The 15,155-nt window shown below is 62.8% G+C and carries 14 protein-coding genes and 1 tRNA gene; 9 read left to right on the plus strand and 6 right to left on the minus strand.

Going from position 1 to position 15,155, the window contains the following annotated elements:
* Nucleotides 1-3: 3 nt before the first annotated feature.
* From ABWK72_RS02255 to ABWK72_RS02265, 3 genes are all read right to left on the minus strand, one after another.
* Nucleotides 4-3,432, minus strand: coding sequence for a hypothetical protein (locus ABWK72_RS02255; RefSeq protein ID WP_367873154.1), 3,429 nt, complete (start codon nt 3,430-3,432; stop codon nt 4-6).
* A gap of 182 nt (nt 3,433-3,614) precedes the next feature.
* Nucleotides 3,615-5,051: a FecR domain-containing protein gene (locus ABWK72_RS02260; RefSeq protein ID WP_367873155.1), complete on the minus strand. Its 1,437-nt coding sequence runs from the start codon at nt 5,049-5,051 to the stop codon at nt 3,615-3,617.
* A 4-nt stretch (nt 5,052-5,055) separates the two neighbouring features.
* Complete coding sequence (locus ABWK72_RS02265; RefSeq protein ID WP_367873156.1) at nt 5,056-5,586, minus strand: sigma-70 family RNA polymerase sigma factor; 531 nt, start codon at nt 5,584-5,586, stop codon at nt 5,056-5,058.
* A 273-nt stretch (nt 5,587-5,859) separates the two neighbouring features.
* Between ABWK72_RS02265 and ABWK72_RS02270 the strand changes: the two genes are divergently transcribed.
* The 4 genes from ABWK72_RS02270 to ABWK72_RS02285 all read left to right on the plus strand — a co-directional run bounded on the left by ABWK72_RS02270 (nt 5,860) and on the right by ABWK72_RS02285 (nt 10,778).
* On the plus strand, nt 5,860-6,249 hold the full coding sequence (locus ABWK72_RS02270; protein WP_367873157.1) for a hypothetical protein: 390 nt from the start codon (nt 5,860-5,862) through the stop codon (nt 6,247-6,249).
* A 286-nt stretch (nt 6,250-6,535) separates the two neighbouring features.
* On the plus strand, nt 6,536-9,136 hold the full coding sequence (locus ABWK72_RS02275; protein WP_367873158.1) for a hypothetical protein: 2,601 nt from the start codon (nt 6,536-6,538) through the stop codon (nt 9,134-9,136).
* A gap of 26 nt (nt 9,137-9,162) precedes the next feature.
* A complete protein-coding gene (locus tag ABWK72_RS02280; protein WP_367873159.1) occupies nt 9,163-9,897 on the plus strand; it encodes a PEP-CTERM sorting domain-containing protein in 735 nt (244 codons plus the stop codon).
* Between the two features lie 17 nt (nt 9,898-9,914).
* On the plus strand, nt 9,915-10,778 hold the full coding sequence (locus ABWK72_RS02285) for a hypothetical protein (RefSeq protein ID WP_367873160.1): 864 nt from the start codon (nt 9,915-9,917) through the stop codon (nt 10,776-10,778).
* On the opposite strand, the gene ABWK72_RS02290 is transcribed toward ABWK72_RS02285, so the two are convergent.
* Together ABWK72_RS02290 and ABWK72_RS02295 are read right to left on the minus strand one after the other, a co-directional pair.
* Complete coding sequence (locus ABWK72_RS02290; RefSeq protein ID WP_367873161.1) at nt 10,775-11,521, minus strand: hypothetical protein; 747 nt, start codon at nt 11,519-11,521, stop codon at nt 10,775-10,777. The two genes, ABWK72_RS02285 and ABWK72_RS02290, sit on opposite strands and share 4 nt — an antisense overlap.
* An 80-nt stretch (nt 11,522-11,601) precedes the next feature.
* Nucleotides 11,602-11,856, minus strand: a complete 255-nt coding sequence (locus ABWK72_RS02295; protein WP_367875309.1) for an acyl carrier protein — start codon at nt 11,854-11,856, stop codon at nt 11,602-11,604.
* A 359-nt stretch (nt 11,857-12,215) separates the two neighbouring features.
* Here ABWK72_RS02295 and ABWK72_RS02300 point away from each other — a divergent pair, with 359 nt between their 5' ends.
* From ABWK72_RS02300 to ABWK72_RS02315, 4 genes are read left to right on the plus strand one after another with little or no spacing between them, the layout of a single operon-like run.
* Nucleotides 12,216-12,548: an ArsR/SmtB family transcription factor gene (locus ABWK72_RS02300; RefSeq protein WP_367873162.1), complete on the plus strand. Its 333-nt coding sequence runs from the start codon at nt 12,216-12,218 to the stop codon at nt 12,546-12,548.
* Nucleotides 12,545-12,988 (plus strand): SRPBCC domain-containing protein, encoded by a 444-nt coding sequence (locus tag ABWK72_RS02305; protein WP_367873163.1) that lies wholly within the window; start codon nt 12,545-12,547, stop codon nt 12,986-12,988. Before ABWK72_RS02300 ends, ABWK72_RS02305 begins: the two co-directional genes overlap by 4 nt.
* Nucleotides 12,989-13,036: 48 nt before the next feature.
* A complete protein-coding gene (locus tag ABWK72_RS02310; protein WP_367873164.1) occupies nt 13,037-13,246 on the plus strand; it encodes a hypothetical protein in 210 nt (69 codons plus the stop codon).
* Nucleotides 13,247-13,287: 41 nt separating this feature from the next.
* On the plus strand, nt 13,288-13,860 hold the full coding sequence (locus ABWK72_RS02315) for a DUF4256 domain-containing protein (protein WP_367873165.1): 573 nt from the start codon (nt 13,288-13,290) through the stop codon (nt 13,858-13,860).
* Between the two features lie 47 nt (nt 13,861-13,907).
* Here the strand turns inward: ABWK72_RS02315 and ABWK72_RS02320 are convergent.
* Nucleotides 13,908-13,982 (minus strand) — tRNA-Val (locus tag ABWK72_RS02320).
* A gap of 48 nt (nt 13,983-14,030) precedes the next feature.
* Here ABWK72_RS02320 and rsmH point away from each other — a divergent pair.
* Complete coding sequence (gene rsmH, locus ABWK72_RS02325) at nt 14,031-15,146, plus strand: 16S rRNA (cytosine(1402)-N(4))-methyltransferase RsmH (protein WP_367873166.1); 1,116 nt, start codon at nt 14,031-14,033, stop codon at nt 15,144-15,146.
* Nucleotides 15,147-15,155: the final 9 nt, after the last annotated feature.

Consider the following 15,155-nt stretch of genomic DNA (forward strand, 5'->3'; position numbering starts at 1 on the left):
AAATCAGGCGCCGAGCTCATTGTCAGGCAGCTCGCGGTAAGAAATGACTTCGAAGCGGCGGCCGAAGCGCGCATTGATCGGGGTCAGGTCGAGCGGCAGTTCGGTGGCATTGTCGTTCGGATCGGGATCGAGCAGATCGGGGACCCGCTGGACCACGGCTTCGCACCAGGCACGGGCCAGGACGCGACCTTGGGCATCCTTCGACTCGCCATAGGCGCGAATCGTGAAAGTGTCTGAACGAACGGTGATGAAGGGCCCCAGCGCGGTGAGCAGATCGGCTTGGTTCAGCCAGCCGGGCGTGCCGGTGCCGGTGAAGGGGTCCGGCAGGTTCGCCTGGAAGGGGTATCCCTCGCGGCTGAATTTCTCGATGGTCGCCTTCGCGTTGAGCCCCGAGCGATCGATCGCTGCCTGGAGAGCCCCTTTGAGTCCCACCTTGCCGGAGCTCAGGCGGCGGTTGACGAATTCCCCCATCGACTGGAAGGGCCCCCGCTCCCGGACCTCTTTCACGATCTCCTTCGCCAGAACCCGGATGTCGGAATCGGAAAGCTCGCGGAACCCGTTCCACATGTCGCCGGGGCTGCCCGAGGGCCGGCGCAGGCGCGGCACCGGGGTGGAGTCGGCGGACTGGTAGGTGCCCTTGCCGGTGACGTCCAGAGTGCTGCCGCGCAGGCTGGAGAGCATCGCCCGCCATGCGGCTTCGTTGACCGAGTTCACGTTGAAGGCGCCGTCCACCATCATGTGGGCGGCGGCCCAGCGGCAGCCCGCGGGCGAGTTCAGGCGGTCGGCGATCTGCTGGTCGGTCAAGCCGCCGCGATAGAGGATGTGGCGGGGATTGCGGAGGGGATGGGCATCCGGATCGTTCACCCAGTCCTTGATGATCGAGGCGGCTTTCTCCTCCGTTTTTACCGTCGGTTCATCGTAAACCGAGGGGGAGCCCCGATTGACAGGTGGAGACCCGGCGCGGGTCCGCGGCGCGATCGACGAAAAGTAATAGCCGTCCCAGACCGCCGCATTGAGCAGGTAGGAACTATCGTAGAGGCCGACCCCGTTCGGCTCGATTTTCTCGCCGTTGATCGGTGCGGCCTTGAGGTGGTTGACCACCTTGTTGTTGGCCACGAATCCGGAGGCCCAGGCATTGCCGAACTGCGATCCCGGGGTGAAGGCGGAGTCCGCCAGATCCGCATTCTGGAAGGCACCGAGCGAAAGCATCGGCTCCTGCGGTATTTCGAAGAAGGGCAGGTAATCACGACCGCTGCCCGAGGCATTGCTCATCCCGTAATAGGAACGCTGTCCGTCCTTGGTCACTTGGAAGGCGGAGCTGATGAAGTCCGCGACCGGGTGGATGCTCGACTCGTAATGCGGTCCGGCGGCGAAATTCTGGGATCCCGACAGCATGCCGTTCACATAGCGTTGGCGCGGATTGACGGTGTAAACGAGATCCGCCATTTGACCGGCTTCCCCTGCGGTGCGGTGGTAGGTCTCCAGCAACGCGACCGGCTGTGGCTTGCGCATCAACGCTTCACCGGTGTAAACCGGGGATTCCAGACTCTGGATGCCGATCTTGCCCTTATGGATCTGGACCTCGGAGAGTGTCTTGCCGCGATCGAGCCCCTTCAAGCGTCCTGCATCCTCCGCGCGCACGAAGTAGTGGAAGCCGTCGAAGCGCATATCCAGCTTCACCTTGACCTGATCCTTGTTGCCGATGATGCGGTCGATCGGCTGGCCCATGCTGATGTTCATCGGCACGCCGATGCCACCGCCGAGCACCAGATCCTCAGCCGCGACGGCCGGCTTCATGAAGAGAGCGGTGCGGTTTTTCTCATCCGGGAAGCGATCGTAGCGGACCACGGATTTGGTGGCCGGGACAAAAACCCGGACCTCGCCGGGACCGATCCGGATCGGCGTTTTGAGGCTCTTGGTGCCGTCGCCGGTCAGGTTGCAGTAGAAGTAGGGCTCCTTCTGGCGGCCTTCCTGCTGGCCGGTGGTGTCGCGGCCCATGTGGAAGGAGAGGGGGACTTGGCCGAGCCCCTGATTGTTGACCGTGAAGGTCTCGAACAGGGGGATGTCCATCCACGGGAAGACCACGAAGCCCTCCGATTCCACGGCGACATTGTAGGGATTCCAGAGGGTGATCACCGGGGTGAAGACGGTGTTCAGGTAGCCCTGGCTATCCACGTGGAGGCAGACGAAGAAGAGCACGCGGTCGAGCACCGGCGCGACGGAGGTTTCGCTGCCGCGTTCCGACCCGACATTCGGCCAATAGGCGCTGGCCTGGGGACGGTAGGAGGCGGTGGGGCCGCCGGAGTTGTAGAGATGCTGGTAGAGATTGTAGTGCGAGCGCAGGGACTGGAAGGTAGGTGCCGAGCCGCTCTCGAAGATGTGGTCATACACCACCGAGCGGTAATTCATCGTGACCTTCACCGGGGTGCCGCCGTTGAGCGGTTGGAAGAGGGGGACCTCGCCGTCGGGAGCCGTGCCGCCGGCGAAGGGGTTCGCCACCTTGTCCCAGCGGGATTGCTTGAATTGGGCATCGGAGAGTTCGAATCCGAGCGAGAGGTCGGTCTTGAGGCCGCCCCTGACCACGTTGGAAAGCACGCCGCGGGCGACGGCGGTATGCTCGCGGCCAAGCTGGCCGGCGGTGTTTTTGGCGAGCTTGAAATCCGTATCGAGCACCGCCTGCCGCATCCCGAGCACGCGTGCCGAGCGTTGGGACCAGCCGGCGGAAGGCTGGGTGGCTAGATCGGAAAGCGCCAGGCTGGGGCCGTTCGGGGCTTGGATCGCATCGTTGAACTCGGCCCGTGAACTGTCGCTGCCGAGGTTGATACGCGCCTTGGTGCCCTCCTGGGTCACCGCCCAGGCCATGCCGCCGATGCCATTGAGTTGGGCCACGGGGACGGTGGAGGCCTTCATGTCGAAGCCATCCAGATCCTCCGAGAAAAGGCGCGGTGCCTCGGGAGGGACCGGCGTGGCCGGGAATTCCCGCCGCTTGAGTTGGTAGGGGCTGGGACTGGAGGCCAGCCAGGTGCGGAATTTGTCACGCTTCCAACCTTCGTAACCGGGAGCGGCGGCGATGATGTTCGAGAGGTTGCTGCCTGAGGCGGAATCCCAGACGCCTACCAGTTTCGACTGGGTTGATTTGGCATCCAGAAGGGACGCGTCCGCGGTGATGCGGCGGTCATCACCCAATTCGCTCTGCAACTGGCCGATTGCCAAGGCGAGCGCCATCCGGGCATTGGCTTGGGCCATCTTCCGGGCCTCGCCGTGGTTGGAACTCCGCAGCGAAACCCTGGCCAACGAGAGCAGCCCGATCACAAGGACGGACACCAAGGTCATCATCAGCAATGTCACCACGAGGACGAACCCCTTCTCGCCCGTAGGGCGGAAAAGCCTCGAGAGCCTTGCTCCCAAGCGGGTCGATCCGGATGGCTTCATGGGGTTTTGTACCTGCTCCGTAATCACGCAGTTATCGCGCCTAACCGGAATCTTTACGTCGATTTCATAGGGTCTTCAATCTCATTTTCCCAGTGGAATAGATGAATATGCTTGATGGTACCGGAGCCTACGGGAATCCACCCAGATCACCGCCCGGCACCATAGCGCAGGAATCGGTTCGTTCAGCGGCTCGCCGGACTATCCCCGTTTTGGGGATACGTGAGCATCCTTACCGTGAAGTTCTCCAGGGCGACATCGCCGCCGCCGTCGTTCGAGACGATCACGGAGTCCAAGGAATTACCCGCCCCGACCTTGAAGGGCTGGTCGATCAAGGTGCCCTTGGTGCTGCTTCCCTTGTAGAGGCGGACTTCGCCGGTTCCGCTGTCATAGGTGAGGGTCAGATCATGCTGCAGCAGGGAGGAAACCCGGGTGCCAATCGAATGGTCGCCGTTGAGCTCGTTTTTGATCTGCCAGTGGTGCGTGCGGGAAGCACGGGCGACGAGGCTGAAGAGAGGTGCATCCCCCGGGCGGAGAAAGGTGATCCTCTCGGCGGCATCGGGGTAGCCGGCCTTGTCCCAGATATTCCCGGGAACCTGGGTGGAGAAATTCACGATGTAGACCCTCCGCTTACTGGACTGGTCCGCTTTGAAACGGGCTTGGAGCGAGCGCGGTCCCGTCGAGGTATCGAGCATGCCGCCGGAGATGGTGGAGGGATTCATCTCCATCAGGGTCGCCCACGGCAGGCCGGTGTCCGGCTTCTTCTTGTCGAGCACCGTGCCATCGGGGTCGTCGAAATTGTCATCGAAGATCGTCTCTTCCCAAGGCAGGTCCTCGACGAAACGTCCGGCGGTGTTGATGCCGCCGCGGATCGCGCCCTTGCCGTTCCAAATGGCCATCTCGCCGGCGCGGATCTGGCGCTTGGCCTGGCCGTCCTCCCGGTCGATTTCGACGGTGCCGGCGCTTACGTGGGTTTCCACGGTGCCGTCCGCCGCGACATGGACGCCGAACTTGGTGCCGATATCGCGGATGATACCACCGGGAGTATGGACCTCGAAGCCCTTGCCGCCGGGGAGAATCTGGAGGAAGACGCTGCCTTCCTGAAGATCGAGCCTGCCCTCGTGCGTTGTCAGCCGGAGCCGCGCGGGAGCCTCGATCAAGGCCTTCACGTGAGGGCCGATGGACATCGAGAGCACGCCGTTCTTCACCTCCAGCATTTCGTCCTCCTTGAGCGTGGTGATGCTGCGTTCGCTGCCGTCGATGGTGAATTGACAGTCGAACGAGGAAGTGAGGGTGGCGGCCGGCGGCCGGTCGCGGAATAGATAGGCCCCGCCGAGCGTGAGCAGCACGCAGGCGGCAGCGGCCCAGACGGCAGCTTTCACCACCTTGTGCTTCGAGCGCCGCACCACCCAGTGGTCGTTCATGGCCTTGGCCTGGACCGAAATATGGGTGGGCACCTCGTAGCGCTCGGCAAGCATCAGATCGACGCCGATGAGATCGTAGTATTCGGCGCGGACCTCGGGGCTGACCCGCATCGCACCTTGGAGCCGCGCAAAATCCTCTTGGCTGATCGTGCCATCGATCAGGCGGTTGAGGAGGCGGTTGATGTCTTGTTCTTCCATCGGGTCAGGATTCGCGGGGCGACAATTGGGAGCGGATGCAGCGGCGCAGATTGCCGCGCAATTGGAACAACCGGGCCTTGAGGGTGCCGACGCTGCGCTCGGTGGCGCGGGCAAGGGAGTCGAGGGAGCCGCCGGACCAGTAGTGGTGCCGGATCAGTTCGTCGTCCTTGGGGGTGAGCTTTTTGAGGCATTCCGCCAGTGCCAAGCGGCGCTCCGGCAGTTCGTCGATGATCGACGGCATCTCGGAAGCGAAGCTCTCGATCAGGTCGGCATCGAAAGAGACCGTGCGGTCCTTCTTCTTGCGGCGGAGATAGGTCATGACCTCGAGCTGGGCGATCCTGAAGGCCCAGTTCTTGAAGCTGCTGCCGGGGCGGAATTTCTCGCGCTTCCGCCAGAGGATCATGTTGACCGCCTGACGGATATCCGCGGCGGCATGGGGATCCCCGCAGAGCGCGCGGATGAAATAGAACAGGTCGCCCTGACAGCGGGTCAGTTCGTGGACGAATTCTTCGAGATTGTCCTTAGGGCGATCCATGGGGCGGCTGGGGAACGCTGATTCACGTGAGAGCGCCGCGCCGGGTTTAGCGGAACGGCCATAAATTCAAGGATTGCCGGGATTCCGGCATACCGAGGGAAGTGCGGGAAAGGGGATGAATCGGGAGAAGACGGGAAATCCAAACGCAAGAGATATGCCAACGGCGAGCATTGATTTTTCGGGATGCCCGCAGGGCCGAAGCAGGGAAGCAGTTTTTCGGAATTGACGCCACCCCCCGGGTGGGGAGATGGAGGGAGCGTCTTGAGCCGCTTCATGCGTATCGTCATTGCCGTGCTCGGCTGCCTGCATCTCTGCGGCGGCCAGTGGGGGACGTTGCAGGTGGTGGCGTGGTCCAAGATGCTCGTCGATTATTCGGCGCAGGACGGCATCGTCCAAGGGGCATCCAAGACCTTCGACGGGGCCCACCCCTGCTGCATGTGCAAGGCGATCGCCGAGGGCAAGAAGCAGGAGTCGAAAGGGCCCGAGAAAGTGCCGGTCGGCGCGCAGAATCTGGTGCTGAAGGATTGCCTGCCTGGCAAGGCCGTGGTCCTGCCGCTGCCGGTGGCCTGCGATGTGGTGCTGGTTTCCTTCCCGGATCTTGATTCCCGGGGAGCCCGGGTGGGCTATTGTCCGCCGCTGCCACCGCCGCGAAACGCCGCCTGATCCATCCCGACTTTCCGTGCCTGTAGCGCGCGGGGAGGGCTGGGTGCTTGCGGATGAAGCGGACGCTTCGGCGGATTATTTGGCTTCATTGACGGAGTGATCTTCGAACGATCATCCCGGTCCGTGTCTGGCACCGACCTCTCTCTCTCGCCAGGAGCTGAACTGAGCCCGTCTCGCTTGATGCCGCTTTGCGGCACGCGGGAAGTGATCCGCCGGGATGTCGTCAACAGGTCGCTTTTTGAGCGTCCCTCCGGTCCTTTGCCATGGCTACGAAATCCATCGTACAATGCTCTTTCGTTTTTTCACATACCTCGCCCTTGTCGTGGCGAGTCCTTCGCTGCACGCCCAATTCGAGGCGCGCCAAGTTCATCCGCTGGCTCTGACGCCGGACGGGACCCGGCTGCTTGTGGCAAATTCACCGGAAAGCTCGCTTTCGGTCTTTGATATTTCCAATCCCTCACGGCCGGCACCCTTGCTGATTGATGAAATTGGCACGGGTTTGGAACCGGTTTCAGTGCGCGCCCGCAGCAATGGCGAGGCATGGGTGGTCAACGAACTCTCCGACTCGATCTCGGTGCTATCCCTGACCGAGCGCCGGGTGCTGGCGACTTTGTCCGTGCCGGATGAGCCGGCGGACCTTGTATTTGCCGGGGGCAAGGCCTTCGTCTCCTGCGCCCGGAATTCGCTGCTGCGGGTTTTCGATGCGATCACCCGCGAGCCGGTTGGAACGATCCCCTTGAACGGGGTGTATCCGCGGGCGCTTGCTGCCAGTGCGGACGGCAGCAAGATCTACGTCGCTTTCCTCCTGTCGGGTAATGGCAGCACCATCCTGCCGCGCACCGTAGCACCCGCACAACCGGCACCTGCGAATGGCTTGCCCGCCGCACCGCGGACCGCGCTGATCGTGCCGGCGTCCGATCCGCGCATCCAGCACACGGTGGTCGATCACGATGTCGCGGAGATCGACACCACGACGCTGGCGGTAACCCGCTATATCGGCGGCACCGGGACGCATCCCTTCGACCTCGCGGTGCACCCGCAGTCGGGCGAGCTGTGGATTGCGAATTCGGAGTCGCTCAACCTTGTCCGCTTCGAGCCGCAACTCCGCGGGAACTTCGTGCGGCACCGCTTGACCCGGGTCCCGCTTGTGGGCGCGCCAGTGGTCCATGATCTCAATCCATCGGTCAACTACAGCCTGTTGCCCAACGAGCCGGCCAAAGCCATCGCGCTCGCGCAGCCGACGGGACTGGCCTTCAACGCCGATGGTTCCCGTGCGTGGATAGCCGCCTTCAATTCGGACCGTCTCGCCGAGGTCAACACCGCCGATGGCAGCGTGCTCAACCGGGTGGACCTGCGCACGGGCGGGGGCGGTCCTGCCGCGATGCGAGGGCCGCGCGGACTCGTGCTGTCGAATGGCGGCACCCGCTTGCAGGTGCTGAACAAGTTCTCTAACAGCATCACCACGCTCGATACCGCAAGCCGCGCGATCCTCTCCGAAATTCCTGCCGGCAGCTACGATCCAACGCCCGCGGCGGTGCGGGCGGGTCGCGGCTTTCTTTTCGATGCCCGGCTCTCGGGCAATGGAACGAATTCCTGCGCGAGCTGTCATCTCGATGCCGATCGCGATGGCCTGGCATGGGATCTCGGGGACCCGGGCGGCAGCATGGTTACGGTGAAGGGCGCGAATCTCTCCGCGCACAATCTCATGCTCCGCGACCGAACCCTGCACCCGATGAAGGGACCGATGATCACGCAGACGCTGCGCGGCATGGCGGCCAATATCAGCGGCGTGACCCAACCGGCGGCGGCGGTGACACCGAAGTTCCACTGGCGCGGCGACAAGCCCTCGATCCAGAGCTTCAACTCCACCTTCAGCAACCTGATGGGCGGCAGCCAGATCCCGGCGGCGGACATGAACGCGCTGGCTGCCTACCTGAATACGATCCCGCATCACCCGAACCCGAACCGCAATCCCGACCGCAGCCTGCCGACATCCTTCCGCGGCGGCAATGCGTCCTTCGGCCGCGATCTCTTCAACAACCACCTGGTGAGCCACTGCGTGGTCTGCCACCCGCTGCCCGCCGGAACCGACAACAACATCGACCTGAGCCGCGAGGTGGACGGTACGCAGAACATGAAGAACCCGCCGCTGCGCACCGTCTACCAGCGCGCGGACCTCTACAATCCCGCCCCCGGCGCGCAGTCGCTCTCCGGCTTCGGCCTCGGCTCGGACGGCACCGGTCACGAATTGCCGCGGAGCCATTTCTACCAACTGGACACGATCGATAGCGAAGCCGAGTTGGCGAATCTGACCGCTTTCTTGCTGTGCTTCGACACCGGCACGGCACCAGCCGTGGGCCGCAGCGTGACGGTGGATTTGCTCAATCGCAGCTCCGCCGCGGTGCTCGCGGAGATTGCCTTGCTGGAATCGCAGTCCGGCACCAATTGTGATCTGGTGGTGCAGGGCAGGGCAGGGGGGCGGCGCTTCCGCTTCGCACCTGCAAGCTTGAAGTACGATGCCGATCGTAGTTCGCGGCCCTCACTCACCCGCTCCCAGGTTCTCGATCTACTCGGCGGCGGGGATTCCTTCACCTTCATGGGCGTGCCGCTTGGCGCAGGGCCGCGCATGGGCGGCGACCGTGATGGTGACGGCATTCCCGATGCCGACGAAGCGATCCCGGCCACCGAACTCGGCCTTATTCCAGCAGGAGCGGACTTCAGCTGGGCGGCCGGGGCAGGGGATTGGACCCCGGAAAGCGCCATTTCCTTGGAAGACGTTTGGAGCCCCCTGAACGGAGCGCCTTCCACTACCGGACCCTTCCTGCGGCTCGAGCGGCCGCGCACTGCGGATGGCCGCGAGTTTTTCCGGCTCCGCCGCACCTGGTGACGAATGATTTCCCTAACAACAATCCAATGACAACAAGACACATTGCCTTCGCGGCGCTCCTCGCCGCGCCTCTCACCCGAGCCGCCACCGTGAACTTCCACGATGCTGGAAATCCCGATGCCGCCGGCGGTATCGGCTACGAATGGTCCGTCACGCTTGATGGCGACGATGTCGGCGTCACCCCGGATCTCGCCGGCTCGCATGTCGGTGCGTGGTCCTGGGAAGACCAGAGCATGTTCGAGCCGGGGGACCCGACCGCGGGCTGGACCCACACTTCCCAGTGGGCCTCGATTACCCTGACCGAAGCGGCCTACCTCACGATCCGCCTGGAAGCGAATGGCTCGATACCCTTCACCGGCTCCGGCAATGTCGGAGGCTTTAGGCCGAGCGATGGTTTCTTCCCATCCTTCACGCTCTTCTCCGGGGTCGATCAGGATGAGATTCCGGTAGAGATCGCAGACCTATTAGGAGCGAATCCGGCGGACGGCGAGTTCCACACCTACAACAACCGCGGCAACATCGATTGGGCGGAGGATCTCACCTTCATCGGGCTCAAAGAGAACAGCACGGAATCCTCCGCGGAGGCCACATGGCTCCTCCCTGCCGGCACTTATACCCTGGCCATGGGTAGCAACGCGCCCTCCGACCTCAACCCGCCGCGCCAGGGCTTCAAGGCCACCTTCTCGACCATTCCTGAGCCTTCGTCGTCCCTCTTGGCCGCGCTGGCCGGTGGCCTCGCCGTTCTCCGCCGCCGCCGTTGATTCACATCGCACCCGCCATGCATCCCAAAACGATTCTCTCTCTAACAGGCGCAGCCAGCTTGGTGGCCATTCCCACCGCCCGTGCCCACCACGGCCAGGACTTCCTCGTCGCGCTGGACGCCGATGTGCCCGATCCATGGCACGCGACCGTCTTCAGCTCCTTCGAATGGTCGAAGCGCGGAGATGAAGATGAGCTAAGCATCGAGCCGGGATTCATGGCGGGGATTGGGCCGGGGCTAGCCCTCGGAACCTCGGTCCGCTTTGCGGAGGAGGAGTCGTCCGGTTGGGACTATTCCTCCGTGGATCCCACGCTCCAGTGGAAGATTCCGACCGGAGACTTCCCGGTCTCTTTCGCACTGAGCGCGGGCTATGTCTTCGCGGAGGAATCCGGCCACAGCCATGGCTCGGCGGGGCATCACCATCATGAGGAGGAAGAGGAAGGCGGAGTCGACCCCGGCCCGGATGGCCCGGGGCCCGGCGGAGAAGAACACGAGCACGATCATGGTCAGGAGCATGACCACGGCTCGCACAGTCACGGCGGCATCCACCGGCATGGCGAGGATCACTTCCACCTTCGCTTCATCGCCGACACCCGCCTCGGGGAGCAGACGCGCCTGGTAGTGAACCTCATCGGCGTCGCGCCGGGTTCGGGCGAGTATGACTTCGGCTACGCGATCGGCCTGCGCCATCAATTCACGCACGCTTGGGCCGCGGGCGTCGAGAACATCGGCGACTTCAATGTTCATGGTGAAAACGAAGTCATCGCGGGACTCTACTGGACCCCGGTGCACGCCTGCACCATCCGCCTCGGCGCGGGCGCGGGGATCGGCCAGGCTTCGAGCGATTTCTCGCTGCGCTCCGGTGTGACCTGGCGCTTCTAGGGCTTGAATTCCACACCGCGCACTGTTTTGCCGAGTGACTTCGCTTCTTCCTCGTCGGTGACCGGATTCACCCAGTCCGCCGGTGGCCATACGAATTCGCCGGCAAGAAAGGCTCTGCTTCCTCCCAATGCTTCAAACTTCTCGAGATCGGTGACCCACCTCAGCGAGATTCCGTAGACCTCAAGATGCAATTCCTCGATTTCCCAAACCAAGCGATCTCCTCGAACCAGGAGCAAACCGTGGGATACGGGAGTCCGGCAGCGGATCATGCGGTCTCCATCGCGGTAGAAACGCCTGAATTCGCTCCAAACGGATGATTCGCCCCGGGCTTCGAGCTGTTTCAGATGCTCGATGTCTTCCCAGAAGAGGAGACCGCGCGAGTCGAGGCAATAGTCCGCGGTCAAGGCCTCCAGCGGATCCTGACCTCGCTTATACAAGCCGTATGCGTGGGCGAGCGCATCTGCCATGTCGTCGCGATGATACAAGCGGAAGAGTGCCAACTCGTCGCGCAGGGGACAACCGTAGAACTGAAGCCGGAAGGTGCGCACGATGAGATTCGTGACCTTTCGCCGGAGTCGGCCACGATCCAATGGCTCGATACCCCGGTCGAGTTCTCCTGCTTGGGCAGCGCTAATTTCCTTCTCTTGAAGCACTGCGTCGAGAAAGCCGAAAACGCCATAGACTAGTGTGTCGTGAGGCAAGCTTCGCGGGATCCCGATCTTGGTCTGATCATCGTTTTTCACCGTGCTATATTTACAATGCCCGTTGACCACCCCAAGAAAAATTCCGGACAACCGACTGGCTGAAGCCGCAAGGCTGCGGCCTAGCGGGCACCCAGCGAAATGAGAGCATTCACGGCGCTTTCCACCGTCGCCATCTTCTCCGCGGTGTCGTCGGGGATGGAGACATTGAACTCCTCCTCGCATGCCATCACCAGTTCCACGAAATCGAGGCTATCCGCGCCGAGGTCCTGGACGAAACGCGCGGAGGGCACGACCTTGTCCGCCGTCACTCCCAACTGCTCGACCACGATCTTCCGGAGCTTTGCTTCGACCTTCGCCGCGCGCCCATCGGCCAATCCCAACTCGCCAGGCGTCGGGGAATCGGTGGACAGGATAGGACGACCTTCCGACGAATCGGGCAGCCTCGCGGATGGAGGCGTGGCAGGTGAAGCATCGGCTTCCGGCGAGGGTCTCTGAGCCGGGGTTTCCGGGTCGCGCTTGCAGGCCGCCAGAGAAAGGGCACCGACGGAGAGGATAAGAGGCAGCTCGAGTTTCATGATGAAGGTGTGTGGGTGACGGCTTCTCAATTTTTTCCGCGGCATCCCGGCCCGTTGAATACTAGCACGAATCCCCGAGGGACAACATTGTGCGCCAAAATAGAGAGAGGGGGATTTGAAGTTTGACAGGTAAGCGATCGCTTACGCATATTCCAACCATGGTCATCGCTCCGGATCGCAAGCCCGACGTGTTCGTCGCGATCAGCCATCGTGCGCGGCGCCAGATGCTGGATCTCCTCACCGACACCGAGCGTCCTGTCAGCGACATAGCCGCGCACTTCGAAATGAGCCGCCCGGCGGTCTCCCAACACCTTCGCGTGCTGCTCGATGCCGGCCTTTTGACCGAGCAGCGACACGGCCGCGAACGCCGCTACCGCTTCGACCCGGAACGACTCGGCCCGGTGCGGGACTGGATCTCGCAATACGAACGGTTCTGGGACGACCGCCTCCTGCGGCTTCAGAAGCAGTTATTCAAGAAGAGCGAAACATGAATAAGACGATTCGAAGAGAGATTCTGCTTCCGCAGCCACGGCAGCAGGTTTGGGAGGCAATCGCCGGGAGCACCGCCCTGGCCGGGTGGATGTTCCCGAACGACTTCGAGCCCCGCGTCGGCCATCACTTCACGTTCCGCGTGCCGGGGAATCCCAAGATGAATTTCGACGGCTTGATCGTGAGTTGCGAGGTGTTGGAATGCGAGCCGCCGAGCCGGCTCGTCTTCTCATGGTCCGCTGGCGGACCCGTCGTCGATACACGGGTGAGCTTCGTGCTTGAGCCCGACGGCGATGGCACGCGCCTCCTCTTCGAGCACTCCGGCTTCGACTTCTCCCATCCGGGAGGCAATCAGGCGTTCAAGGGGGCGGAGTTCGGCTGGGCGAAGATGCTCGGACAGCTTCCCGCCATCATCGCGGGCTTGGAGGCCGACCGCGGTTAGGAGCGCCGCCTGTTTCACTCATCATCACCCAATCATCCATCTCAAATCATGAAAGATGCCACCAAGCGTTCCATTCTTCGCTGGGTTCACATTATTTTTGGCATTACTTTGGTCGGCTATATTTATGGTCCACCCGAGCAGGTTCAACCGTATGCCCGGTTCTTCCAATACTTCTACTTTCCAGCCGTGGTCCTCACGGGGATCTTGATGTGGAAAGGCCATGCCCTGCGTCGGCTTTTCTCAAAGAAGGCGGGCTAGCATCGACCCCTCAAACGAAATAGCATTAAACCGAAATCCACATGAAGGACGCTGGATCAAAAAAGAAGCTGTCGTCAGAGCAACGCGAAGAACTGTTCAAGGCGTTGAAAGCCCGCTTCGAGAAGAACATGAACCGCCATATAGGCCTCGAATGGGCGAAGGTGCAGGCGAAGTTGGAAGCCAATGCCGGAAAGCTTTGGTCACTCAATGAGATGGAAGATACCGGCGGCGAACCGGATGTGGTCGGTCACGACAAGAAGACGGGCGAATACATTTTCTTCGATTGTTCGCCGGAGAGTCCGAAAGGCCGCGCAGCCGTGTGCTACGACCGTGAAGCGCTGGACTCCCGGAAGGAACACAAGCCGAGGGATTCCGCCGTCGACATGGCAGAGGCCATGGGAGTCGAGCTTTTGACGGAAGAGCAATATCACGAGCTGCAAAAACTCGGGGAGTTCGACAAGAAGACGACGACTTGGGTGAAAACGCCCGCAGATGTCAGAAAACTCGGCGGAGCCCTTTTCGGCGATTGCCGCTTCGGTCGTGTCTTTATCTACCACAACGGCGCGCAGTCCTACTACAGCGCCCGGGGATTCCGTGCCTCGCTAAGGGTCTGAATTGGAATTCAACCGATTCCTTTTCCCAAGGTGACGGAGGAGCCAGATGGTGCGCGCTGCAGGTTTCGAACCTGCGACCCCATCCGTGTGAAGGATGTGCTCTACCACTGAGCTAAGCGCGCTTCTGTTGGCCTCTCGGCGGGCGGGGATTTGGGGGGATCGGGGAGGGGATGGCAAGCATTTTGGTGCGGGAATCCGGAACCGCGCTTGGCGGCGGCGGCAGGGCAGGTAGGCTGGCGGCCATGGACGATCCGGCATCGCGGCCACCGCGGAGGAAGCGCTACGCGGGGAAGAATCCCCGCCGCTTCGAGGACAAATACAAGGAGCTCGACCCCGGCCGCCACGCGGAGACGGTGGCGAAGGTGCTGGCCTCGGGGAAGACCCCGGCCGGCACGCACGTGCCGATCATGGTCACGGAATGCATGGAAGTGCTCTCGCTGGAGCCCGGGAAATGCGGGGTGGATGCCACGCTGGGCTACGGCGGGCATGCCCGCGAAATTCTCTCCCGGATCACCCCGGGCGGTCGCCTGATCGGGCTGGATATCGATCCGATCGAGCAACCGCGGACGGAAGAGCGATTCCGCGATGCCGGTTTCGGCCCGGAGAGCTTCGTCGCGCAGCGCTCGAACTATGCGGGGATCCGCAAGGCCTTGGATGGACTCGGACTCGATATCGTGGACTTCGTCTTCGCCGATCTGGGTTGCTCCTCGATGCAGGTCGACGACCCCACGCGCGGGTTCACCTTCAAGACTGACGGCCCGCTCGACATGCGGATGAATCCGCAGCGCGGCATCCCGGCCTCCGAATGGCTCGCCAAGGTGAAGCCGGACAAGCTCGCCACGGCTCTCCACGGGAATGCCGACGAACCACGCGCGGAAGAAATCGCCGCCGCTCTCGCCGGCCGCACCTTTCGCGGCACACTCGATCTGGCCCGCTCCATCCGCATCCTCCCGGAGATCGCTCGTCTCGACGAGGAGCGCATCGACCTGACCGTCCGCCGCGTTTTCCAAGCGATCCGCATTGCGGTGAATGAAGAATTCGTGGCTTTGGACGCCTTCCTGCGCGTCCTGCCGCAGTGCCTGAAGCCCGGCGGCCGGGTCGCGATCCTGAGCTTCCACTCCGGGGAGGACCGGCGCGTGAAGAAGGCCTTCCAAGCGGGACTGCGCGAGGGCGTCTACGCCACCGCCAGCGATGGCGTGGTCACGGCGACCCCGGCGGAGCGCCACGCGAATCCCCGCAGCATCCCCGCGAAACTGCGCTGGGCGGAGAGGTCCCCCGACGCTTAGTTTTTTCAT

It is taken from the genome of Luteolibacter sp. Populi, assembly GCF_040801775.1.
Taxonomy (GTDB): Bacteria; Verrucomicrobiota; Verrucomicrobiia; order Verrucomicrobiales; family Akkermansiaceae; genus Haloferula.